This window comes from Rhizobium sp. Root1203 (genome assembly GCF_001424945.1).
Classification (GTDB): Bacteria; Pseudomonadota; Alphaproteobacteria; order Rhizobiales; family Rhizobiaceae; genus Rhizobium.
Genome location: NZ_LMCW01000056.1, coordinates 43,115 through 66,254 on the forward strand (window position 1 = coordinate 43,115; position 23,140 = coordinate 66,254).

General features: G+C 59.6%; 22 protein-coding genes and 1 pseudogene. 8 read left to right on the forward strand and 15 right to left on the reverse strand.

All coding sequences use genetic code 11. The annotated features are described in order from the left end of the window. Positions 1-54: 54 nt before the first annotated feature. On the reverse strand, positions 55-1,362 hold the full coding sequence (locus ASC97_RS28415) for an HlyD family type I secretion periplasmic adaptor subunit (protein WP_057471683.1): 1,308 nt from the start codon (positions 1,360-1,362) through the stop codon (positions 55-57). Then, positions 1,359-3,113 carry a type I secretion system permease/ATPase gene (locus ASC97_RS28420; protein ID WP_057471684.1) on the reverse strand — a complete coding sequence of 585 codons (1,755 nt, stop codon included), beginning with the start codon at positions 3,111-3,113 and terminating at the stop codon, positions 1,359-1,361. Before ASC97_RS28420 ends, ASC97_RS28415 begins: the two co-directional genes overlap by 4 nt. Positions 3,114-3,450: 337 nt before the next feature. On the opposite strand from ASC97_RS28420, the gene ASC97_RS28425 reads away from it, so the two are divergent. Further along, on the forward strand, positions 3,451-4,302 hold the full coding sequence (locus tag ASC97_RS28425; RefSeq protein WP_057471685.1) for a glycerophosphodiester phosphodiesterase: 852 nt from the start codon (positions 3,451-3,453) through the stop codon (positions 4,300-4,302). Here ASC97_RS28425 and ASC97_RS28430 read toward each other — a convergent pair whose 3' ends face one another. The 7 genes from ASC97_RS28430 to ASC97_RS28460 are packed head-to-tail and all read right to left on the reverse strand — an operon-like array spanning position 4,303 to position 11,496. Further along, positions 4,303-5,124 (reverse strand): inositol monophosphatase family protein, encoded by an 822-nt coding sequence (locus tag ASC97_RS28430; protein ID WP_057471845.1) that lies wholly within the window; start codon positions 5,122-5,124, stop codon positions 4,303-4,305. Next, positions 5,124-6,128 (reverse strand): LacI family DNA-binding transcriptional regulator, encoded by a 1,005-nt coding sequence (locus ASC97_RS28435; RefSeq protein ID WP_057471686.1) that lies wholly within the window; start codon positions 6,126-6,128, stop codon positions 5,124-5,126. The genes ASC97_RS28430 and ASC97_RS28435 overlap by 1 nt, the downstream gene beginning before the upstream one ends. Next, positions 6,112-6,891, reverse strand: coding sequence for a glycerophosphodiester phosphodiesterase (locus ASC97_RS28440; protein ID WP_057471687.1), 780 nt, complete (start codon positions 6,889-6,891; stop codon positions 6,112-6,114). The genes ASC97_RS28435 and ASC97_RS28440 overlap by 17 nt, the downstream gene beginning before the upstream one ends. Beyond that, the gene (locus ASC97_RS28445; protein WP_057471688.1) at positions 6,891-7,946 is read right to left on the reverse strand and encodes an ABC transporter ATP-binding protein; all 1,056 of its coding nucleotides are present in this window, start codon (positions 7,944-7,946) and stop codon (positions 6,891-6,893) included. The genes ASC97_RS28440 and ASC97_RS28445 overlap by 1 nt, the downstream gene beginning before the upstream one ends. Beyond that, a complete protein-coding gene (locus tag ASC97_RS28450) occupies positions 7,946-8,788 on the reverse strand; it encodes a carbohydrate ABC transporter permease (protein WP_057471689.1) in 843 nt (280 codons plus the stop codon). Before ASC97_RS28450 ends, ASC97_RS28445 begins: the two co-directional genes overlap by 1 nt. A gap of 2 nt (positions 8,789-8,790) precedes the next feature. Next, positions 8,791-10,092 carry a carbohydrate ABC transporter permease gene (locus ASC97_RS28455; RefSeq protein ID WP_057471690.1) on the reverse strand — a complete coding sequence of 434 codons (1,302 nt, stop codon included), beginning with the start codon at positions 10,090-10,092 and terminating at the stop codon, positions 8,791-8,793. A 57-nt stretch (positions 10,093-10,149) separates the two neighbouring features. Then, positions 10,150-11,496, reverse strand: a complete 1,347-nt coding sequence (locus ASC97_RS28460) for an extracellular solute-binding protein (protein WP_057471691.1) — start codon at positions 11,494-11,496, stop codon at positions 10,150-10,152. Positions 11,497-11,896: 400 nt separating this feature from the next. Between ASC97_RS28460 and minC the strand changes: the two genes are divergently transcribed. The 3 genes from minC to minE are packed head-to-tail and all read left to right on the forward strand — an operon-like array spanning position 11,897 to position 13,754. Continuing rightward, positions 11,897-12,649 carry a septum site-determining protein MinC gene (gene minC, locus ASC97_RS28465; RefSeq protein ID WP_057471692.1) on the forward strand — a complete coding sequence of 251 codons (753 nt, stop codon included), beginning with the start codon at positions 11,897-11,899 and terminating at the stop codon, positions 12,647-12,649. Positions 12,650-12,681: 32 nt separating this feature from the next. Continuing rightward, positions 12,682-13,497: a septum site-determining protein MinD gene (gene minD / locus ASC97_RS28470; RefSeq protein ID WP_057471693.1), complete on the forward strand. Its 816-nt coding sequence runs from the start codon at positions 12,682-12,684 to the stop codon at positions 13,495-13,497. Further along, positions 13,494-13,754: a cell division topological specificity factor MinE gene (gene minE / locus ASC97_RS28475; RefSeq protein WP_057471694.1), complete on the forward strand. Its 261-nt coding sequence runs from the start codon at positions 13,494-13,496 to the stop codon at positions 13,752-13,754. The genes minD and minE overlap by 4 nt, the downstream gene beginning before the upstream one ends. A gap of 70 nt (positions 13,755-13,824) precedes the next feature. Here the strand turns inward: minE and ASC97_RS34970 are convergent, their stop codons facing one another. The 3 genes from ASC97_RS34970 to ASC97_RS28490 form a co-directional block, all read right to left on the reverse strand. Beyond that, positions 13,825-14,112, reverse strand: coding sequence for a hypothetical protein (locus tag ASC97_RS34970; protein WP_057471695.1), 288 nt, complete (start codon positions 14,110-14,112; stop codon positions 13,825-13,827). Between the two features lie 85 nt (positions 14,113-14,197). Beyond that, positions 14,198-15,793: a DHA2 family efflux MFS transporter permease subunit gene (locus ASC97_RS28485; RefSeq protein ID WP_057471696.1), complete on the reverse strand. Its 1,596-nt coding sequence runs from the start codon at positions 15,791-15,793 to the stop codon at positions 14,198-14,200. A gap of 25 nt (positions 15,794-15,818) precedes the next feature. Next, positions 15,819-16,982 (reverse strand): HlyD family secretion protein, encoded by a 1,164-nt coding sequence (locus ASC97_RS28490; protein WP_082530207.1) that lies wholly within the window; start codon positions 16,980-16,982, stop codon positions 15,819-15,821. Positions 16,983-17,233: 251 nt separating this feature from the next. On the opposite strand from ASC97_RS28490, the gene ASC97_RS28495 reads away from it, so the two are divergent. Beyond that, complete coding sequence (locus tag ASC97_RS28495) at positions 17,234-17,902, forward strand: TetR/AcrR family transcriptional regulator (protein ID WP_057471697.1); 669 nt, start codon at positions 17,234-17,236, stop codon at positions 17,900-17,902. A gap of 110 nt (positions 17,903-18,012) precedes the next feature. On the opposite strand, the gene ASC97_RS28500 is transcribed toward ASC97_RS28495, so the two are convergent. Continuing rightward, positions 18,013-18,318 carry a hypothetical protein gene (locus tag ASC97_RS28500; protein WP_057471698.1) on the reverse strand — a complete coding sequence of 102 codons (306 nt, stop codon included), beginning with the start codon at positions 18,316-18,318 and terminating at the stop codon, positions 18,013-18,015. 270 nt (positions 18,319-18,588) lie between these two features. On the opposite strand from ASC97_RS28500, the pseudogene ASC97_RS28505 reads away from it, so the two are divergent. Continuing rightward, positions 18,589-19,048: pseudogene (locus ASC97_RS28505) on the forward strand (DUF411 domain-containing protein). A 109-nt stretch (positions 19,049-19,157) separates the two neighbouring features. On the opposite strand, the gene ASC97_RS28510 reads toward ASC97_RS28505, so the two are convergent. Then, complete coding sequence (locus ASC97_RS28510) at positions 19,158-20,156, reverse strand: ABC transporter permease (RefSeq protein WP_057471699.1); 999 nt, start codon at positions 20,154-20,156, stop codon at positions 19,158-19,160. A gap of 37 nt (positions 20,157-20,193) precedes the next feature. After that, positions 20,194-21,009, reverse strand: a complete 816-nt coding sequence (locus ASC97_RS28515; protein WP_082530208.1) for an ATP-binding cassette domain-containing protein — start codon at positions 21,007-21,009, stop codon at positions 20,194-20,196. Positions 21,010-21,119: 110 nt separating this feature from the next. Between ASC97_RS28515 and ASC97_RS28520 the strand changes: the two genes are divergently transcribed. Further along, positions 21,120-22,100, forward strand: a complete 981-nt coding sequence (locus ASC97_RS28520) for an NAD-dependent epimerase/dehydratase family protein (RefSeq protein WP_057471700.1) — start codon at positions 21,120-21,122, stop codon at positions 22,098-22,100. 46 nt (positions 22,101-22,146) lie between these two features. After that, entirely contained in the window at positions 22,147-23,133 is a 987-nt protein-coding gene (locus ASC97_RS28525) for a substrate-binding domain-containing protein (RefSeq protein WP_057471701.1), read from the forward strand. Positions 23,134-23,140 lie beyond the last annotated feature (7 nt).

The window sequence follows — 23,140 nt, forward strand, 5'->3', positions numbered from 1 at the left end:
GAGGTCTCCCTAGCGCTGGCATGTGTCAGTGCGGGGCATTGCGCCATCAAAAAGCTACTCCTCCCTGAACGCCCGGGCGGCCTGATCCATGAACGGCTTTGCGAGGTAGCCAAGGGCGGTTCGCTCGCCCGTTTCAATGAACGCTTCGACGGGCATGCCAGCGAGAGGCACCAATTTTCCAAGCCGGCGCCATTCTGTCCCCGACACACGAATACGGACACCGTAATAGCTTTGGCCGGTGCGTTGATCGGCTGTAAGATCCGCTGTCACACTGGCGACGCGGCCAGTTAGTTCGGATGTCGTGCGCTGATTAAAGGCAGACAGCCGAAGCGTCACGTTTTGCCCCACGATCACCTGGTCGATGTCCTGGGGCGACAGTCTCACCTCCGGGATCAAAGCATCGCCGTCGGGCACGATCTGCATGATCGGTTCGCCGGGCGCAACCACCGCGCCCGTCGCATGAACCGCCAGCTGATGGACCACTCCCGACTGCGGCGCACGGATGTCGACATGCTTCAATTCATCCTCCGCAGCAACAAGGCGCTCCGAATATTCTCCGATGTCGCCTTGAGCCTGTCGCAACTGTTCCGAAACTTCGCTGCGTCGATCATCACCCAACTGAATGATCTGCAACTCGGTCTCGGCAATCTTTCCCCTCACTTCGGCCGCTGACGCGACCAACCTGCCGAGCTCTCCTCTCAGGTCGGCTGCGTCGCGCTGGAGCGCGTAAACGCGGGTAGCGGGAATGATGCCTTGTCTGAGGAGCGGCTGAAGACTTGAAAGCTCCCGGCCGATGATCTCGATCGCCTCGCCCTTGCCTTTCTGTTGCGATATCAAACCCTGGGCTTCCTGACCGAGCTGCCGCACTCGCTCCTTGAGTTGTGCCTCGCGGCCCTTCTGTGAAGATCGGCGGTCGTCAAACAGTCTGCGTTCCCCGTCCACGAGCGCGGCCCGCTCATCGGTGTCTGCTCGGCTTACCACCTCAGGAAATTCGACGGTCTCAAGGCCATCGCGTTCAGCCGTCAGCCGTGCAGTTCGCGCCGCAAGCTGTCTCAGTCTCCGAGAGACGATCGCAAGTGTTGCCCGGGTCTGGGTGTCGTCGAGATGGACCAGAACCTGTCCAGGTTCGACGCGGTCGCCATTGAGGACGAAGACATGATCAACGGTGCCGCCTTTTTGATGTTGAACCGGCTTTACGTAACTGTCGACGACGAGTGTGCCTGTGGCGATCACCGCGCCGTTCAGACGGATTGTCGCAGCGAGACTGCCGAGAACGCCAACCAGAACCACGATGACGGACAGGGCAAGCAATGTCAGGCGCCGAATTGCGCGTTCGGCCGGAAGGAAAGCTCTATCCGTCATTGCGCGGCCGCTCCCTCGCTGCGAGAACGAAGGCGAGCGGAGAAGGACACCGGTGTGGATGCCGAGGCGGCCTGATTGAGAAAATCCTCCTTGGGGCCAAAGGCCTGTACCTGGCCGTTTGCAAGGACCATTACCTTGCCGACGCTCGCCAGGGCGCTTGGTCGGTGAGCAACGACGATTGCAATGCCACCCCGCTTGCTGACGCCTTGGATCGCGCGTGCGAGTGCGGCGTCCCCTTCGGCGTCGAGATTGGCATTGGGTTCGTCCAGAACAACTATAAAGGGCTCGCCGTAGAGCGCCCGCGCAAGCGCAACCCGTTGTCTCTGACCGGCAGACAATGCCGCTCCTTGGTCGCCGACCCGCGTATCGAAACCATCGGGAAACCGTACAACCATGTCGTATATGCCCGCCGCACGAGCCGCAGCGATGACCTTATCCGGCAAAGCCGAACGGTCAAAACGCGCAATGTTCTCGGCAATCGAGCCATCGAACAGGCCGATCTCCTGAGGAAGATAGCCGATATGCCTGCCGAGTTCCTCGCGATCCCATTGCGAAAGGCTCGCGCCGTCGAGGCGGATGGCGCCTGCAACGGGAGTCCAAAGTCCGACAAGCCCTCGTGCAAGCGAGGACTTTCCGGATGCGCTTGGACCAATCACGCCAATCGCTTCTCCAGCTTTGATGTCGAATGATACACCGCGGACGATCGGGGCCGTTGATCCCGGTGCGGCAAGATGAAGGTTCTCCACCCTGAGGTCCACAGTTGGGCTCGCAAGGCGAACCTCCGGCTTGTCCTCGTTGGTCATCTCCCCAAGCCTGATGAGGCGCGCCCAGCTCTGGCGTGCCGCAGCAAATCCTCGCCAATGCCCGATCGCAAGTTCCACCGGGGCGAGTGCGCGGCTGACCAGGATGGAACTGGCAATCATGATGCCTCCTGTCGCCTCCTGGCGGATGACGAGCGCGGCGCCAACGGCCAATACACCGGATTGCAGCATCAGCCGGACGATGCGAGACAAGGTCGCAAGCGCAGCAGTGATGCTCGTTGCACGCAGGTGGTTTTGCCGATAGCGCGCATTGATCTCGGCCCAGCGATCACCCAGCCGGTGCTCAAATCCCATCGAGGCGACCGCTTCGGCGTTGCGCTTCGTCGCCTCTGCCAGTGCCATACGCTCGATGCCGATTTCGGCAGCTTGTCGCGTCGGCTCCCTCGACTGTATGTCGGCGAGTACCGTCAGCGCAACCAGGAGCAACGCGCCCGTGAGCGCTGTGATCCCTATCCAGACATGGAACGAGAAGCAAAGACCAAGATAGAAGGGCATCCAGGGGAGATCGAAGAGTGCTGTCGGGCCCGGACCGGAGAGAAAGGCTCGCGCCGTGTCGATATCCCGCAGCGGCTGGAGGCCGTTCTCGGGTGTCTGCTTTCGCGACGGACCTGCGGCGAATGATCGGAAAACCATTTGACTGAAGCGCTCGTCAACGGATTGGCCAATGCGCGCAAGAAGCAGGGCACGGATGAGCTCAAGCACGCCCTGAAAGGCGAACAGCGTCGCGGTAATGATGATCAATCCGACAAGTGTCGGCAAGCTGCGGGCGGGAATGACCCTATCGTAGACCTGCAGCATAAAAAAAGAGCCCGTGAGCACGAGGACGTTGACGAAGGCGCTCGTCAATGCGACGCCCAAAAGAGCGCTCTGCAAGGACGAAACGGCTGCAAACAGAAAGGGGCGGGAGCGGGGTGGCTGCGACAGGGACAACGTGCCTCTCGGTAGGTCGTGTCGGGTGTACATAGAATGGACTAGATCATTGCTGCCGGCCAACCGGTTCAGCGGATTACTTGACGTTGTACCGGCCTCATGTGTTTTCAGCACTAACAAACGCTGACCGCCGCTCCATCGAACCGTACCACCTTGGAGCATGATGGCGCCGGACGCCGTGATCGAGCGCAGCTCCTTAAGGGCGGTGCTGTCGCGCGGCTACTCGGTCTTCCAGCGTCTGTCTTGCGGGTCGGGTCGTGCCAGAAAGTGCATTGTCTTGACCAAAGGGGAAATGATAGATGCCTCGGCCGAACGGTCAGGAGAGAGAGCGAGCGATATGGATGCTTCCGGCTTGGAGATACGCCACGATGGCCATTCTATCCGACTGAAATGGCATCGGCTGCGCCGCCAGATGCGTGACCCGCTGTTTTCGCGGGAGGTTATGACGGCAGGTTTCGAGGATGGTGCATCGATGGAGCTCGATCTGCGCGTGCGCGCAGACGGGGGTTTCGTCGTGCTGCACGATGCCGAGCTTGAAGGCGAGACGACCGGAAGCGGGGCGATCGCATCGACAACGATCAAGGATTTGCTCCCACTGCGGATGCAACAGGGCGAGCGCGCCCTCATCCTGAGCGAAAACCTTGCGGCCATGATGCAGAAGGCACATCCGAAAGCTCTGCTGCAGTTCGACATGAAGGACGATTATGCAACGATCGGCGAGAGGGGTATTGCGCATCTCACGGCGTATTTCAGCAACGCGGCCGCGTCGATCATCGTCAGCGGCGCATGCCTCGACCTCATCGTTGCGGTCAAGGAGCGCCTGCCCCATTTGAAACGAGGCATCGATCCGACCGAAAAATTGGTCGACATCTACCGGCATGACGGGCTGGCTGCCGTCGAGCGCAACCTGCTCGCCGACCTGCGCGGACCCACGGAGCCGGACACGGTCTATCTTCACTGGCCGCTTATTCTGCGCGCCAAGCGGGACGGTCTCGACATGATCGGCCTCTGCCATGCCGAAGGGCGGCTCGTCGATGCCTGGACTTTCACGTTGAAGAACCCCGACACCGGCTTCGATGATGAGGAGTGGGTGAATTTCTCGGCATTGATGGCGTTGAAACCCGATCAGGTCACCACCGACGAGGCGCCGGCGACCGAGCGTGCCTGGACAAAGCGTGTCGCGGGCTGATCAGCCCGCCGTCGGCTTCAGGCCTTCTATCTCGAGGATGAATTCGAATTCCTGGGCAAGGGCCGGCGAATAGGCAATGACAGGACCACCATCGGACAGGAGCGTCGGGAGAGCGGGCATAGCGACGTCTGCGCCCGCCTCGCGGGCGATCAGCGCACCCGCCAGCATATCCCACGCATTCAGATGCCGCTCGTAATAGAGATCGGCTGCGCCCTCGGCGACGCGCACGAGGTCGATCGCTGCCGCGCCCATGCGGCGGTAGTCCATGCCGCGCTCATGAAGGCGGCGGGAGACTGACAGATGCTCGTCGAAGCTTGTCTTGCGCGAATGGCCAAGGATGCACATCGCATTGGCCGGATCGCTCGTCAGCGCAGCATGAACGGCTACGCCTTCTCTGAAAGCCCCTTTCCCGTGCACTGCCGAGACGACCGAATCCTTGGCGGCGTCGTACACCACGCCGATTTCCAGGCGGCCCTCCGCGCAGAAGGCGATTGAAACGCCCCAGTGGGAGAACCCGCGGATGTAATTCGTCGTGCCGTCGATTGGATCGACGACCCAGCTTCCTGCGTCGCCAGGGCTGCCGCCCGACTCCTCCCCCATGAAGGTGTCTTGCGGAAACAGGGAAAGTAGTCCGTCGCGGATGGTCTGCTCGGCATTGCGGTCGGCCACAGTTACAAAATCCTGCAAGCCTTTGTTCTCGACCTTCAACCCCCAACCCATGTCCGCGCGGAAGCGAGCCGCCTCGCGGCCAACGCGGCGGGCGATCTCGATCGCGGCCGCGGCGCGGATATCGATGGCAGTGGCATCGAGTGGAGAGCTCATCATGCGGTCCTTCTCTTGATCAGTGATACGGGCGTGAATTCCACACGCGCCGTCATGTCTGGCTCTGCCATCCGGCTGATCAAGAGGTCGATCGTCTGTTCGGCCTGGATGTCGCAAGGCTGGCGAATGGTGGTGAGTTCGTAGGCGGCCCAGCTTGCCTGCGGGATGTCGTCATGGCCGATGACGCGGATAGCATGCCCGTCTTCGCGACGGCGGGAGGACATCAGTCTGTCGACGACGCCGCAGGCCGTGTAATCGTTGGCGCAGAACACGCCGTCGATCTCCATCGGGGAAAGTTTGGACGCGATCTCATAGCCAGATGGATAGTCGTTCACGGCAATGGTGAGCAATTGCACTTCGACACCGCGCTGACGGCAGCGACCGAGGAAGGCATCGCCGCGGCGACGTGCAGTATAGGAGACGGAGGGTGCTGCGATCACGGCGAGGCGCCCGGCGCCTGAATCGATCAGGTGATCGGCGGCCAGATGTCCCGCAGTGCGGTCATCGGAAACGATGCGGTCGACAAATGGAATGTCGTCGCCCTTGTTGATCAACACGATCGGTACGCCGTCGGCTGCACACTGCTCGCAGATTTCAGTCGGCGGAGCGTCCGATGTGACGATAACTCCCGACACGGCATAATGGAGCAACTGCCCGATGACGGCCGAGGTATCCGCCTCCTTCGAGGTCGGCAGCAGGATCGGGCGGAAATTGCGGGAAATGAGCGCGCGCGCCAGATGCTCGATCTGAAGCGTGCGAAACGGGTTGTCCAGCCCCGCCGCAACGACCCCGACAAGGTCAGAGCGCTTGTTTGTCAGGCTGCGAGCCAGATAGTTGACGCGGTAGCCCAGTTCCTTGGCGGCCTGATGGACCTTTTCGCGTGTTTTCGGCGAGACGCTCGCATCGGGCGTGAAAGCGCGCGAAACAGCAGCCCGCGAGACGCCCGCCACGCGCGCCACATCGAACGAGGTTACTCTGCGCGGTCCCTTATCCTTGTCTGCCAAGATTTCGTTCCCCACCCGAGGCCGTGCGCATCATGTCCGGCAGGTCCGTGCAGATGCCGAGTACCGGCAGTTTCATCATGTCGTCGAGGATCGACCGTCGTTCCTCGTGCCACAAGACGATCTCGCGCCCTTCCGCAAAGGCGCGGTCCATCAGGGCCGGGGCGACCAGATCCTGTGGCCGGTCGCCGCCGCGTTCCCAGCAAAGGTGCAGGATATCTGCATGCGCCTCGTCGCCCAAGACGTGCGGATCCTGGTCGACGCGGACCAGTACCGAGAGCGGATAGTCGCAGCCTGCCGCGCGGAGCTCGCGGATCTGCGCCGTATCGAAGGAGCCGAGGCAGGCAAAGCGCTGGTCTTGCTCCTGTAGGTGCCGCCAGCATCCAAGTCCGCTTCCCGGTGCCTTCAGCTCGACATAGAGCCCCGTGCCTGTCTCGCGTCCCAGGGCCGCGACCGCCTCGAACGTTGGTACCTCCACGCCGTCCAATCCAGCAAGCTCTGCCGCAGTCATCTCCGAGATGTGGCGGTCCACGCCGAAGACACGCTCGAGATGATCGTCATGGCAGACGACGACAACGCCGTCCTTCGTCATCTGCGTGTCGAGCTCCCACATTTCGGCGCCGAGTTCCGTCGCCAGGCGAAAGGCGGCGAGTGTGTTTTCACGCATACGGCCGCTGGCGCCTCGATGGCCAATACAGAAGGGAATTTGGCCTTTGCCTACCGGCCAGCCATGGCGCTCGAGGAAGGCCGTGAAGTCGTGTTTCATCAGAGCCTCCGTCCTTGTTCATCAAATACCAACACACTTCGGCTGTCGATGGCCCATGTCACCTCCTCACCGATCCGGATGTCTTGGCGGGCCGGCTGGATAGACCGCAGCAATGCGCCGTCGGTAAGACGCACGTCATAGAGGTTCTCGCGACCCTGGGTCTCTGCGAAGTTTATGGTGCCGGTCACGTGCACATCGCCTGTCGGACTGTAGTGTTCCGGTCGTACGCCGAGCAGCAGTTTTGTACCTTCGCCTGGATTGACCGAGACGGGCAACGGAACCTCGATTCGACTACCGGGAATGCAGAAGGCACCTTTTGACGCCACCCCGTGCAGGAAGGTGATCGGCGGACTACCAAGAAAGCCGGCGACGAAGGCGGTACGCGGGTCGCTGTACATTTTCGCCGGCGTCGCGATCTGCACGATCTCGCCATCCTTCATGATGGCAATGCGGTCACACATGCTCATGGCCTCCACCTGGTCGTGGGTCACCAGAATGGCGGTGATGCCTGTCTCACGCTGGATGCGGCGGATTTCGGATCGCATCTCCAGCCTGAGTTTCGCGTCGAGGTTGGCGAGCGGCTCATCGAGAAGCAGGACGTCAGGCTTCCGGATGAGTGCGCGGGCGAGCGCCACGCGTTGCTGTTGCCCCCCGGAAAGCTCGGAGGGGCGGCGGCGCAGGAGATTATCGATCTGGACGAGCCCAGCGATGTGGTCGACTTCCTTGTTGATCTCCGCGGAGGCCATTCCCTTGACCTTCAGTGGAAAGCCGATGTTTTCGGCCACCGTCATGTGGGGATAGAGCGCATAGGACTGGAAGACGACGCCGACATTGCGCGCCTGGCTCGGTAGATCAGTCACGTCACGGTCGCCAAAAAGAATGCGACCTCCGGTCGGACGATGGATACCGCAGACGGCAAAAAGTGTCGTCGATTTGCCGCAACCCGAAGGGCCAAGGAGCGCCAGCATCTCGCCATGCGCCACTTCGAGGTTCATGTTCTCGATCACCTTCGTGGAACCAAAGCTCTTCGAGAAATTGTCGAGGAGGATACGCATCAGCCTTTGCTCCCGCCGCCGTAGATATTCATCAGGTATTTGTGGAAGAAAACGTAAAGCAGCAGGACGGGCATGACATAGAACACGCCCACCGCCTTGAAGGTGCCGAAACTGAAGTTATTGTCGTCGGCGATCAGCCCCGAGAGATAGACCGAGAGAACCTGTACCTGCCCACCTGGCGCGAGCACCTGCGGAAGGATGAATTCGCCCCAGCTTGACAGGAAGGAGAAGAGCGCCAAAGCCATGATCGCCGGACGCACCTGGGGCAACACGAGGCTGCGCCAGACGCGGAAGCGCGAGGCCCCGTCGACGACGCCGGCCATTTCGATCTCCCAGGGAACGGCATCATAGAAGCCTTTCATCAGCCAGGTACCGAGGGGCAGGTCGATCGCGGCCTTCACGAGGATGACGCCGATGAGAGAATTATAGAGGCCGACCATCTGAAGCACGATGAAAATTGCAATGATGAGCGTCACCGACGGGAAGGCATGCAGCACCATGATGCCGGCAAGGAAGAAGCCGCGCGCGGGCACATTCAACCGCGAGAGGACGTATCCGGCCATCGACGAGACGAGGAGCACGACCGTTGTGGTGCTTGCCGTGAAGATCAGCGTGTTCAGCGTCACAAGCCAGATGTTCGGCCTTCCGGGCGGTGTCTGCCAAAGGAAGGACCAATGGCGAAACGTGATCGCATCTGGGATAAGCGAAGCAGGCTGCTTGTCGGTGATCGTGTCTATGAAGAGATAGATATACATCAGCACCAGCGGAAGACTGACGATCGTCAGCGCCAGGATCACCGGCCATGTGCGATAATTTGCAGACGGTCGCGATTTCTCCGCCATGTTCAGTCCTCGATGAGCGGCCGCGCAACAAGCGTGGCGTAGTTGAAGACGCGCAGATAGGCGAGCGACAGAATGATGCCGATCACCACGAGGACCAACGCCATCGCGGCGCCAAGTCCGTATTCCAGGTTGCCGGCATAGTTGTTGAGCGCCGTGTGATAGGCGGCGAGCGACCAGACTTCAGTCGCCTTGCCTGGCCCCCCGCGGGTCGACAGCAGGATTTCGTTGAAGGAGGCAAGCAGCGACAGTGTCTGGTAGCAGGTGACGAAAAGGATCGGCCAGCGCATCTGCGGCAGGATGATGTAGCGAATCTGCTGCCAGCGACTCGCACCATCCACCTCACTTGCAAAGAACTGGCTCTTGGGAATTGCCCTCAGTGCGGAAGAAAAGACCAGCATCCCCATGGAGGCACCGATAAAGCCGTTGATAAGCACCACGAAGAACCAGGCGTGGTAGGCGCTGTCGAGAAGATAGTTCTTCGGGGGATGGCCGAACTTGCCCATCAACACGGAGATAAAGCCGGTGTCCCAGGCAAGCCACTTCCACATCAGCACGTAGATGACGACGGGCGTGATGCGTGGCAGAAGCCAGATCGATCGAAAGATCGTCGCCGGCAGGTCCGGCATGTAGTGCGTCCAGATCGCCAGGAGCATTGCATAGGTCGTGTTGAACAACACGAGTACAAGGGCAACATAGAGGAGCGTGTTGAAGAGTATCTGCGTCATATCCGGAGAGGAGGCTATGTGCGAGAAGTTCTCGGTCGTCCAGCTCCAGCCGGTATAGGTCGCCTTGGCCAAACCCTCCTTCTGCTCGGCCGTCAGCTTGAATCCAAACTTGTCGAGGGAGGCGAATAGGTCGTCCTTGCTCGCAAAACGCAGATTGGCAACGGAGCGATTGAACTGCTCGGAGATCTGCTTGACGTCTCGGGTCGACGGCCGGTCCTGAAGATCCTTGATCATGCGTTCCGCCTCGCGTCGCGAGGGGAAGACGTCACCGAGATGTTTCTCGCGCAGCTCGACGGCAATGCCCGGCTCGAGCCCGAGGCCCTCAACGCTTCTGACGCCCTGCTCGTCAATCGCATAGCGCGGCTCGGTCAGCTGCAGCACGACGGCCGGCATTTCGTTCCTGAGCGCAGCGAGCGAATTCGGCGTGATCTGATAAGCGCCGCCTGAAATGCCCGTCGCAGTCGTCATGTTCGTGAAGGAGAAGACGGCGGTCAATACAACCGGCATCAGGAAGAACAACACGATCATGACCGCGGCAGGTGCGATCATCACGAGCCCCAGTGTTCTGGACGTTCTCATCGAAAGTCTCCGCGAAGGATCCGGGCGGCCCCGCCGCCCGGAAGGTTGCTTGGGCGCTTAGCGGATGACGATTTTGTCGCCGAGCGTGCTCTTCAGCTCGCTCTCGACGTCATTGACGGCCGCGTCGACAGGCTTGGCGCCCGTCCACGACGCTTCGAGGCCTTTCCACATGATGTTCCAGTAGGTGCCGAAATCGGCATTATTGGGCATCGCGTTGGCGTAGGGCAGCAGGCGCTCGGTGGCTTCACGCGTCCAGCGATCGGAGGAATAAAGCTCGATTTCGGTTTCTGACTTGGAAATGCCGAGATGGGCGGATTTGACCGCATGCAGCACGTTGATGCGCGGCTCGGAAGCTATCTTGATCAGCTGGGCGGCGATCTCGGTTGAATCCTTGTCGTGATCAGAGGTCAGCAGGTAAACCAGCGGATGCGTCAGCGTGTTGGCCTTGCCGCCTTCGCCGGCCGGGATCAACGTAAAGACGACGTTGCCGAAGAAATCCTTCAGACCTTCCTGGTTGACATAGCGGGCGTAGTGCCAGGTGCCGCCATGCCAGATGCCGGCCTTGCCTGAGGCAACTTCCTTCCACCATTGGTCGCCGGGCATGCCGATGTGATTCTTCTTGGTGACGCCCTCCTTCACGGCGTCGGCAAAGAACTGGTAAGTGCGTTGCATCGCCGCCTTGTCGAAGACAAGCTTGCCGTTTTCCTCCATCGTGCCGCCGAAGCTGGTATAGAATTGCCAGAAATCGGGGCCGTTGGTATTGCGCGGATAGAAGCCGTAGCCCGCCTGCACCAGGCCCTTGTCCTGCATCTTCTTGGCGTCTTCCAGCACGTTCTTCATCGTGTAGCCGCCGTCCTGGACCTTCTTCGGCAGCGCATCGAGATCGGCATCGCTATAGCCGATCGCCTTCATGTAGGGCTTCCAGAAGAACATCGGGCGGGACTCGGCGTCCTGCGGAATGCCATAGACCGTGCCATTGAAGGAGGCGATCTGCATCAGGTTTTCGTAAATATCGTTGAGAGGCCAGGAGTCGAGGTCAACGTAGTCCTCGATCGGCACGATCAGGCCGGACTGCGCCCAAGGGCCGATGTCTTCGTGGCCAGTGACGACGATGTTCGGAGCAGTCTTGGCTTCGGCGGCAAGCGTCATTGCCTGTTTGAAATCTTCCCAGCCGCTATAAGCCTTCTTCTCTACCGTGATCTTCAGGTCTTCACCCTTGATCGCAGCTTCCCGCTGCAGCTGCTCGGCGGCGATGTCGATAGCATCGAGGCGGTAGACATCGTTGGGTCCTGTACCGCCCGCCCACACCGTGATGGTCATATCCTTCGAAAAGGACAGGCCCGTTGTTGAAGCCAGGATGGCAGCTGCGGCGGTCATGCACTTCAATGTCGTCAGAATACTCATCTCTTCGTTTCCTCCGGAAGGTCGGGTGTATGCCTCTTGACGGGCCATCACCTGTGTTGAAGGCCATCGCGAGATCCCATGAAAAGCGCGAACAAGTTTCGCTCTACGGGGGGCGTGTGACGGCCGAATGACAAAATTGAGCACGTGTGCAATTTAACTATGACGCCGCGAAAAAACATTGCAAGCGGCATTTTCAGGGTCCCGCGATCGACGCAATGGGCTGGACTGAGCAGCGAGAGTCAGATCGGCTACGCGCGCGCCGCAGGCCCTGGAACCTTCCCGAATGCGATAGCGTGAGGCGGCCCGTCCACTATCTGCCATGACCGCATCTTGCGAGGCAGGCGTTAACTTTCTGTTAACCATACAGGCGGTAAACATGTGGAACGATTCATTAACATAGATGAAGAATGTGCTAACAGACGCTCGCTCGATCCGTATCAAGGGCCGCTCTTTCCTCGCGGTCATGCTATCTCCGGACCTGCCTTTCGACGACTGGCTTGTTCGGCTCGACGATCTTGCGGCGCGTTCGGCGGGCTTTTTCCTGGGACGACCGGTCGTGCTCGATTTGACCGATCTGGCGATCGACCGGTCTCAGCTGAAGGATCTCATCACAGAACTTGCTGCACGCAATGTCAGCATCATGGGAATCGAGGGTGGCAGGCCCTCCATTCTCGGACCCGGCATGCCTCCCGCGCTGAAGGGTGGCAGACCTGTTTCCGACCTTGCGATCGCCGAGAAGGATGATGCCGCCGGTTCGCAGAACCAGCAGGCGGTGAGGGAAGCGCGCCCTTCCCTGCAAGCATCGGCCATTCAAACTTCGACCACACAATCAATTGTCCTCAGGGAACCGGTAAGATCAGGCCAATCGGTGATCTTCCCAGAAGGTGACGTAACGGTCGTCGGGTCGGTTGCTTCGGGTGCAGAGATCATCGCCGGCGGCTCGATCCACATATACGGAACGTTGCGCGGAAGGGCGATGGCCGGGTCGATCGGCAATGCCTCCGCGCGCATCTTTTGCCGGAAACTCGAGGCCGAGCTGGTAGCGATCGATGGCATCTACAAAATGGCAGACGACATGACCCCCGACCTTCGAGGGCAAGCCGTCCAGCTATGGCTCGAAGACGACGCGATCATGGCAGAGAAACTTATCTAGGCCGCAAGCCGGCTAGGGCATAGGAGAGCAAGATGGGGAAAGTCATCGTAGTCACGTCAGGCAAGGGCGGCGTCGGGAAGACGACCTCGACTGCCGCACTTGGGGCAGCCCTGGCGCAGCGAAACGAAAAGGTCGTCGTCGTCGACTTTGACGTCGGCCTGCGTAATCTCGACCTGGTAATGGGTGCCGAGCGAAGGGTTGTCTACGACCTGATCAACGTCATACAGGGAGACGCGAAGCTTGCCCAGGCACTTATCCGCGATAAGCGGCTGGAAACGCTCTTCCTGCTGCCGGCCTCGCAAACGCGGGACAAGGACAATTTGACGGCAGAAGGCGTCGAGCGGGTCATAGCCGATTTGAAGCGACATTTCGACTGGATCATCTGCGATAGCCCGGCAGGTATCGAGCGCGGTGCCACCCTGGCAATGCGGCACGCCGATATTGCTGTTGTCGTGACCAACCCCGAGGTATCGTCGGTTCGCGATTCAGACCGTATCATCGGCCTGCTGGATGCAAAGACAGCAAAGGCGGAACGTGGCGAGCGTATGGAAAAGCACCTGTTGCTGACGCGCTATGACGCGAACCGCGCCGAGCGTGGCGATATGCTCAAGGTCGACGACGTTCTCGATATCCTGTCCATTCCGCTTCTCGGCATTATTCCGGAAAGCATGGATGTCTTGCGTGCATCCAATATCGGCGCGCCCGTCACGTTGGCCGATAGCCGCAGCGCTCCTGCAATGGCTTATTTCGATGCGGCTCGTAGGCTAGCCGGCGAGACGTTGCCAATCACAATTCCTGGAGAAAAGCGGGGCATTTTCGGCAAGATATTCGGACGGAGGGCCGCATGAACATTTTCCAGTTTTTTAGCAAACAGAGAACCGCTCCGGCGGCACGCGAGCGTCTGCAGGTGCTCCTGGCTCATGAACGCTCGTCGGCAGGCTCGGATCTTATCTCCATTTTGCGCGAGGAAATCCTTGCGGTGATCGCCAGGCATGTGCAGGTCGATAGTGACAGAGTCCACGTGAAGATGGATCGGGACGAGCACATGTCGATCCTGGAAATTGATGTCGAGATACCGCTTAATGCGGCCGTTCGAGCAGCCTAAGTCGGGGATCGTGCCAGGTTCCGAAGCTGATGGCTATGTCGCCCTTGGTCAGCCGGATCAGGCTCGCCCCTCAGAGGATGCTCCATCGTGAGACAAATATGGCGGTTCCCGCGATAGTCAGTATCGGGGAACCTTCGCCTTGCGGAGTAGCCACTGCAGGACGGTGCCGGGCTGTAATCGCGGCGGCCCGGGTTGCCGCCGCCGCGACCTTGAGCGTGAACCACATCTGCTTCCGGATCGTCTTCTCCGCAAAGTCATCAGCTCTGCCATGTACTTCGAGCAGATCGCCACCGGACCAGCTGTCCTCGAAAAGCTTGGCTTGAACGACCACGCTGCGCGAGGGACAGTTGTCTACCATACCGAAGCGCTTTGATCGACAAGGCACAGTCCTCGCTCGACGAAGTACTGGATACTAAGCGGTTCAGGAGATGAGGTCCGTGCTTTCAGTGCGCCCCTGCGCTACCGCCGGCATCCGACTTCCTGGTCAGGAGAAGAGCTAGCGCGGCAATGGCAAGCACAACGCCGATAACCGCAAAGGTATCGCTGAAGGCCATGATCAATGCCTGGCGTTTTACCACCCGACCTAATGCGACGACGGCCTGGCTGGCAGCCTTCGCGTGATCCGAAACGCCGTGAGCCATGAAGTATCCAGTTAGCTGGTTGAGGCGTTCGCTGACCTCGTCGCGGCTCGCGGTTACCGACTGACCGATGATGTTTGAGTGGAATTGCTCACGTTTTGTCAGAACGGTCCCGAGCGTTGCCGTTCCGACTGCGCCTCCGAGGTTGCGGAGCATGTTCGTGAGGCCGGAGGCCGCAGCGGCGTCGGAGGGAGCGATGCCACCGGTCGTGATGGCAGTGATCGGGGTGAGAACCAGTGCCTGACCGATGGCACGGATGATATTCGGAATCCAGAACTGGTCGCCCGCATTGTCGGCGGAAAGCATGACGTTCATGAAGCAGCTGATGGCAAAGATACTGATGCCGAGGAACCCGATGTAGCGGGCGTCGAACCGCTTCATCATCATTGGAACTAGAGGGATCAGCAGAAGCTGCGGCAGACCGGTCCATGCCAGCACGTTGCCGATCTGCTCGGCATTATAGCGCTGCACCTGGCCGAGATACTGCGGCAGGATATAAACGGTTCCGAAAAGCGCGACGCCGACGAGGACGTTGACCAGGACGCCGATGCCGAAATTGCGCTGGGTGAGAAGACGGAGCTTGACGAGGGGCTTGGCGACCTTGAGTTCGATCCAGATGAATGCGCCAAGGAAAAGGACCGCGACAATACTCAGCTTGACGATGAACGGCGACGAGAACCAGTCGTCCTTGTTTCCTTCTTCCAGCACGGTCTGGAGCGCCGAAAGACCGATGGCCATCGTGAAGATGCCGGCCCAGTCGCCCTCGCGCAGAAGGCCGAGCCGCATGGGCTGCTTGTCGAGCGTCGCGGCAAGCGCTACCGCCATGATGGCGCTCGGGATCGTGTTGATGAAGAAGATCGTCTGCCAGCCGTAGTTTTCCGTCAGGTATCCACCGATCGTGGGGCCGATGGCCGGAGCGAAGGTGACCGACAGTGCGAAGATCGCAAGGCCGATAGGCTGCTGGGATTTGGGCAGCTTCGTCAGCACCATCGTGAAGGCCATCGGGATCAAAATACCGCCAGCGAACCCTTGCAGGCCACGCAACACGATCATCGTGTTGAGATCGTGTGCGAACGCACAGGCCATCGAAAATAGCGGGAAGAGGATCGTGTTGACGATGATGTATTTCCGGAACGAAAAGACGTTGCTGAAGTATGCAGTCAGCGGGATGACGATGATTTCGCCGATCAGGTAGGAGGTCGAGATCCAGGCGCCGTTGTCGACGCCTGTCCCGATACCGCCCTCGATCTCCAGGAGCGAAGCGTTGGTGATCTGGATATTCAAGATTGCCATGAACGCGCCGATCATCCCGGCGAGAACCGCGATCCATTCCTTGGTTCCAGCATTTTGTGAGGAAGCAGCCGGCAGTATCGCTGTCGGTGTCGAAGCAACTGTAGACATGACCTGGCCCTCCTGGCCGTCGCGATCAGAGATCGCGGTCTTCCTTCGAACCCTTGGTATCGATGCTCGGCTGTACGGACATTCCGGGCCTTAGGTCACCGGACGCGGCACTGTGGGCGTCGAGGACGATCCGGACGGGAATCCTCTGCACCACCTTGGTGAAGTTCCCCGTCGCATTGTCCGGAGGAAGCAGCGCGAATTCCTGACCGCTTGCTGGGGCGATGCTTTCGACGCGGCCGTGATAAACCTGGCCAGGGAACGTGTCGACGTCGATGTCGACGGGCTGTCCGGCGTGGACGTCGGTGAGCTGCGTTTCCTTGAAGTTGGCGACGATGTACGCCGCGCTGGTCGGGACGACGGTCATCAACTGCGTTCCGGCCTGAACGTACTGGCCGACGCGCAACGTCCTGTTGCCGACGACGCCGTCGATCGGAGCGACGATTCTTGCGTATGAGAGATTGAGTTCAGCCTGCCGCTGGACAGCAAGATCTCGGGAAAGCATGGCCTTGGCCTGTGCAAGTTCGGCCTTCAGGATGTCGACGTGTCTGATTGCGCCCTCGAGGGCAGCGGTATCGCGGGCGGTCGTGGCACGGTTTGCGGTGATCTGCGCTGCGGCCTGTTGAGCGGATTGTACGGGGGCGTAGCCGCTAACGGCCAGACGCGAATAGCGCTTGTCGTTCTGCTCGGCGAAGGCTTCGTTGGCCTCGTCTATATCGATCGATGCCTGTGCCGCTGCGATCACTGACTTCTGCGTCTCAAGGGCGGCCTGTTTTCCGTCGACTGTGGCCTTCGCGGCCTCGACGTCGGCGCGGGCCTGATCGAGCAGCGTTGCATAGTCCCGGTCATCGATGGTGGCGAGCACCTGCCCTGCCTTCACCGGCTGGTTGTCGCCGACGAGCACCTTTGCCAAGTACCCAGAAACCTTCGGGGCGATGGCGCTGCTGTCGGCCTTGATGTAGGCGTCGTCAGTCGACACCTGGAACCGGCCGACTGTCCAGTAATGATGGCCGTAGTAAACGCCGCCTGCGACGAGCGCTATCGCCGCAGCGGCCATAAGTCCCTTCTTGAAAACCGACGTTCTGCCGGTAGGCACCTGCACTGGCGGTTGGACCGGCGCCGCGATCTCCTTGGGGAGGGTTTCAGCGGGCCTGTGATCTGCCTTCGGCAGGTTGATGATGTTCTCGTCCATGTTTGTTGCTCCGGACATCTCGTCGACGACGGATGCGTTTTAGGAAACGTAACGTTTTCCAAAATACGCTCGTTGTAATCGATGTCAACGACATTTTGGAAAATTCACATGTTCCTATTGTCAACGTATCGAAACATGGGATTGGATTGCGGCGCAAACGGCTGCGGAATGCAGCAGGCCATATTTTGGAAACTTGCTATTTTCCAAAGACTGCTTTAGTTTTGCTGGAAAGAGAAAATGGGGTGTCTGATTTGATGCAGGAGATTTGTGCGGAGAAACGTGGCCGCGGGCGTCCACAGGTTCGGTGCGACGACGATACGAAAGCCATCATCATCCAAGCGGCAAACGACCAGTTCAAAAAGGCCGGATATGCGTCGGCGAGTATCAGCACGATTGCCCAGACTGCGGGCATCTCGACCAAAACACTATATCGCCTCTTCCCGGCCAAGGCAGATCTGTTTTCCGAACTCATATCGGCCAAGATCGGCCAATATTTTCTCGGACTGGACGAGAACAGTTTGAGAGATATGGGCGTGCGCGAGGGACTGGAACGGCTCCTGCTCGCCTATGGTCGCCTCACTTTGTCCACCGACACAATTGCAATCACTCGCTTGGTGCTAAGCGAATCCGACCGGTTTCCCGAGATCGCAAGGGTTTTCTACGAACAGGCCATAACGCGCACGAGCGTGGCTATGGAGAAGTGGCTGTCGCTGCAAACCGAACGCGGTTTGATCACACTGCATGATCCCGCAATGGCAACGGGAATGCTGCGTGGAATGATGGTCATGGAACCTCAGCGTGCCGTCATGCTAGGACAGCTCTCCGGTGTTTCGGACGAGCGAATCTTAGAGCGATCGCAGATCTGCGCCTCGCTCTTTCTGAACGGCTGCATGACCGCACCGATGAACATGGGTGGCTAGAGCTGAGAAAAGTTGCAAGCGCCGACGGAATTGATCTCCGCCGCATGGTTCCTGTAGCTGTTAGTCGGCGGGTTCATCTCAGCCGGAACCATTGTAATTCGGCGCGAGTTTTAAATTCCGGACCCGTCGAGATGCTGGTTGTCGTCGCCTTCCCAGGGTGAGGGCATCGAGGCGCGACTGAGGTTGGCCGCGGGCATTGGCATCCAACACTTTAATTCCGGTTCGGCGTATTCGATGATCTGCCCGGGCGAGGAATCAGACGCGCGCCAGCCTTCTCCCCCAAACTGATCGCCATTCGACCAGTAAGCAAGATCAACTTCTGCCGAGCCCTGTTCGGACGGGCGGATCGTGACCAGGATCCGACTACCGTCTTTCGGCGCGTTTGCCATATGGCGCCAACGGTCTGGTTCTTCCATCGCTTTTCCTCCTGCTTTGCTACAGGTGCGAATGTCGCCTCGCCATCGAAGGCGGTCAACTCAAACTTTGCACATGACGCATTCCGGGATCGGTACAGGTCATGCTCCCGGCGGTCTACGGACTGGCCAAGGGATGGCGATTGCCAGCCGCGTCGGAAGGCGAAGCTGGTGAAAACGACAAGCAACCGCGCGGAGTGCAGGCAGCCGAATAGTTCAGGAGGACGGGCCTGCAAAAAGCCCGTTCTCCAAATCGGAAGAAGGAGAAAACAGATGAACAGGCAAGCTTTTCCAAGCGGCGCAGTCACATGGGCCGCAGTCATAGTGAGCGGGACGGCGAAAGCGGCTGGCGGGATCGCCGTCTACAAGGATCCGAATTGCGGATGCTGCCATGCCTGGGCCGATGTCCTAGCAAAGGCCGGCTTCTCAGTCGTCTTCGAGGACGTCACCGATCTCCCCGCGATCAAGGTGAGGTATAACGTGCCGGACGCCATGGTGAGCTCTCATACCGGCGTCGTTGAGGGGAAATACCTCGAAGCACATGTTCCGCTGGAGGCGCTGTAACGGATGCTCCGCGAGAAACCCGATATCGACGGCTTGGCGGTACCCGGCATGCCCTCCGGATCGCTCGGCACGGGCGATCATCCGGGAGCATCGTATGACGTGTTCGCAATTCCGAGGCGTGCCGGAACAACCCTTCGTCTATCAGTCGGTCCGCCCGATGAAGACGTAGCGGATTTTTCCTCCGGGCGAATCTCTGGCGCAGCACGCATTTTTGTGCTGCCGGCTTCGGTGCTGACGCATTTCTGCGGTGGCAGGTCGCCGACGATGCTGCGCCTTTGCTATTCACTTTGACGAAAGTTGCGGATCCTGTCGAACAGGACGGCGAGCACGATAGCGCCGCCGATGAATGTGCCTTGCCAGAAGGCATTGATGCCCAGCAGGCCGAGGCTGTTGCGGATCACCTCGATCAATGCCGCTCCGATTAACGCGCCGAAGGCCGTGCCGACCCCGCCGGCCAGATTGGCACCGCCGATGACGGCAGCAGCGATGACCTGAAGCTCCATTCCGGCCCCGATGTTGGTGGTCACGGCGCCAAGCCAGCCGGTCTGAATGATCCCGGCAATCCCCGCCGACAGGGCGGAAATCATGTAAACTGCGACTTTGATCCTTCGTACCGGGACGCCAGTGAGCGTCGCAGCGTGTTCATTGCCGCCGATGGCAAAGACATAGCGACCGAATCTGGTCCAGCGCAGCACGAAGCCGGTGACAATCGCCAGGGCGATCATGTAGAGCACCGGGTTCGCAATGCCGAAAAACCAGGCGCCACCGCCCAGCGCCAGCAATTTGTCGTGATCCGGCCCGAACTGGAAGACGACCGTGTTGTTGGAGGCCACCATCGCCAGGCTGCGAGCGATCGAGAGCATGCCGAGCGTGACGACAAAGGGTGGAAAACCCAGATATGCGATCAACACCCCGTTGAACGCCCCGATCACCAGAGCAGTGCTCACCGAGGCGACGATGCCGACTTCTATGCTGTAGCCGGCATGCATGACGACCGCGAGCACCATGCTGCACAGGCAAAGCACCGAGCCGACCGACAGGTCGATCCCCCCGGTGATGATGACGAGCGTCATCCCGAGCGCAATGATTGCGACGAAAGTAACGTTTCGGGTGATGTTGTAGAGGTTTTTCGCCGTCGCGAAGGAGTCGGTGGCAAAAGAGAGGAAAATGCAGGCCAGGATGACGGAGCACAGGACCCAGAACGTTTGACTGCCAAGGATTGCGGCAAACCAGCGTTGCTGCTTCTGCCTGATCGTCTGGTCAAGGGTAATCGTCATTGTCGACCTTCTCTTACATTCGATATCGGCCCTGCAATCATACCTGTTCGATCGCGCCGGTAATGAGCCCCGTCACTTCTTCGGGCGAACTCGACGCTATTGGCTTGTCCGCGACTTTTCTGCCTCGCCGCATCACAATGACCCGGTCTGCAACAGAAAACACATCTGGCATCCGGTGGCTGATGAGCACGACTGCAATGCCGCGATCGCGCAAGTGACAGATGAGGTTGAGAACTTCCGCTACCTGCCGCACCGATATGGCTGCTGTCGGCTCGTCCATCAGCACGATCTTTGCCTCAGACAGCATGGTTCGGGCGATCGCCACCGCCTGCCGCTGGCCGCCCGACATCTGCTTGACCAGACCCCGAGGACGGGTCTCTGATTTCAGTTCCTTGAAGATCTCCCCCGCGCGCCGGTACATCGCCCCGTAGTCTAGCACCTGCAGAGGGCCGAAGCCGCGGCGTAATTCGCGACCGAGAAATACGTTCGCAGCTGCTGTGAGATTGTCGCAAAGCGCAAGATCCTGGTGAACGATCTCGATACCGTGCTGACGGGCTTCAATAGGACGGTGAAGGACAAGTTCAGCACCGTTCATGCGCATGGTGCCGTGGCTCGGCCGAAAGTTGCCAGCGATTATCTTGACCAAGGTCGACTTGCCGGCGCCGTTGTCGCCCATCAGTCCGACCACCTGCCCCGCCTCGAGGGCAAACGAAACGTCATTGACCGCCTGGATGGCGCCGAAATGTTTGAAGATGTTGGTGAGTTCGAGAACTGACACCAGCCTTCTGACCTCCCAAGATCGCTCTTTCTCCCGACTTCCTCCGACGGAGAGCGATACGTCGCATTTATGCAAAGCTACGTGACAGCGTCAATCAATTGTACGAGCAACCTGATGTCAACTACTCATAAATATCCGTTGACGCGCCGAGCGCGCGGATATTAGCTGTTTGCTGGGAGGAGAGCATGCTTACCCTTGTCACCGGTGCTACGGGCAAGGTCGGGCGGCACTTCATTGCTGGGCTGCTTGACGATCCGCGATTTTCGAATGCGCGCATACGTGCCCTTTGTCATAACCGGCTGTTCGATGAGACAGACCGGGTCGAAGTGGTGCGGGGTTCGCTCGCCGATCGCGCCGTCGCGACCGCAGCCCTCGTCGATGTTACCCATGTTGTACACCTTGCCACGTGCAAGGAAACGCCCGCCGACGTCATGGACGTAACAGTCAAAGGACTGTTCTGGCTGCTGGAGGCGTTCCGGGCAAGCACGACCGGGCAACAGTTCATCCTCATTGGCGGCGATGCCGGGGTCGGTCATTTCTTCTATCGCCATGCGGGGCCGATCACCGAGCATACGCCGCACTCCGCCTATCCTGGAAGCTACGCTCTGTCCAAGGTGCTGGAAGAGGTGATGCTGGAGCAGTTCGGCATACAGTACGACATCAACACGTGCTGCCTGCGTGCACCCTGGATCATGGAAAAAGACGACTTCAAGCATACGCTGTCTTTCGGTGACGATGTGTTCGGTGGTCCCGATTGGAAAACGCTCGTCCCCCAAGCCGACGCGAAGGCCTATGCCAGAGACGGCACCGTACCGCTGCTGCGCGACGCCGACGGGCGCCCGCTGAAGCGCAATTTCGTGCACATCGATGATCTGGTCAGCGCCATCCTGGCGGCGATCGACAATCCGCGCGCGAAGCGGGAACTCTTCAACATTTGCATGGATAGGCCGGTCGACTATGGCGAAGTCGCCGGCTATCTCGCGCGAACCCGCGGCCTCGATTCAGTCGACATACCGAGCCGGTTCCATTCGAACTGGATGGACAACAGCAAGGCCAAGTACCTGCTGGATTGGCGACCCGACTACGATCTGGAATTGCTTATCGACTCGGCCTGGACCTACGAGCGTTCACAAGATGATCCTCGTATCGTCTGGTACCCGGGTTGATGTGTGGCGGACACGCCCGTGTCCGTCCGTTTCAAGGGAGGAAGCAATGAAGAAGATACTACTGGTGGGCGTGGCGCTTTTGGCTCTTACTGCTGGACAGGCTCTGGCAAAAAAACAGCTCGTCATCGTCGTGAAGGGCCTCGACAATCCATTCTTCGAAGCGATCAACCAGGGTTGCCAGAAATGGAACAAGGAAAATCCGGACTCGGAGTATGAATGCTTCTACACCGGTCCTGCATCGACCTCCGATGAGGCCGGTGAAGCGCAGATCGTACAGGACATGCTGGGCAAGGCCGACACCGCGGCGATCGCGATTTCGCCCTCAAACGCCAAGCTGATCGCCCAGACCCTGAAGACGGCCAATCCCACAGTTCCGGTGATGACACTGGATGCGGATCTTGCGGCCGAGGACGCGGCGCTGCGCAAGACTTATCTCGGCACTGACAACTACCTCATGGGAGCGCGCATCGGCGAGTATATCAAAAAAGCTATGCCGAAGGGCGGCAAGATCTGTACAATCGAAGGCAATCCTGGGGCTGACAACATTCTGCGCCGCGCTCAAGGGATGCGCGACACTCTTACCGGCCAGAAGGGCATTGCCGAGCTGAAGGGCGAGGGCGGATGGACGGAAGTCGCCGGATGCCCGGTGTTCACCAATGACGACGGTGCCAAGGGCGTGCAGGCGATGACAGACATCCTTGCGGCCAATCCTGACCTGGCTGCGTTCGGCATCATGGGCGGTTGGCCGCTGTTCGGTGCACCGCAGCCTTACCGCGACCTGTTCAAGCCGATGGCAGACAAGATAGCCAACAACACCTTCGTCATCGGCGCCGCCGACACGATCGGTGACGAAGTGGCGATTGCGCGCGAGGGTCTGGTCACAGCGCTTGTGGGCCAGAGGCCCTTCGAGATGGGCTACAAGGCGCCATCTGTTATGATGGATCTGATCGCCGGAAAGCCGGTAGAGGATCCGGTCTTCACAGGTCTCGATGAATGCACAAAGGACACCGTTGATACCTGCATTCAGAAGTAGTCACGCA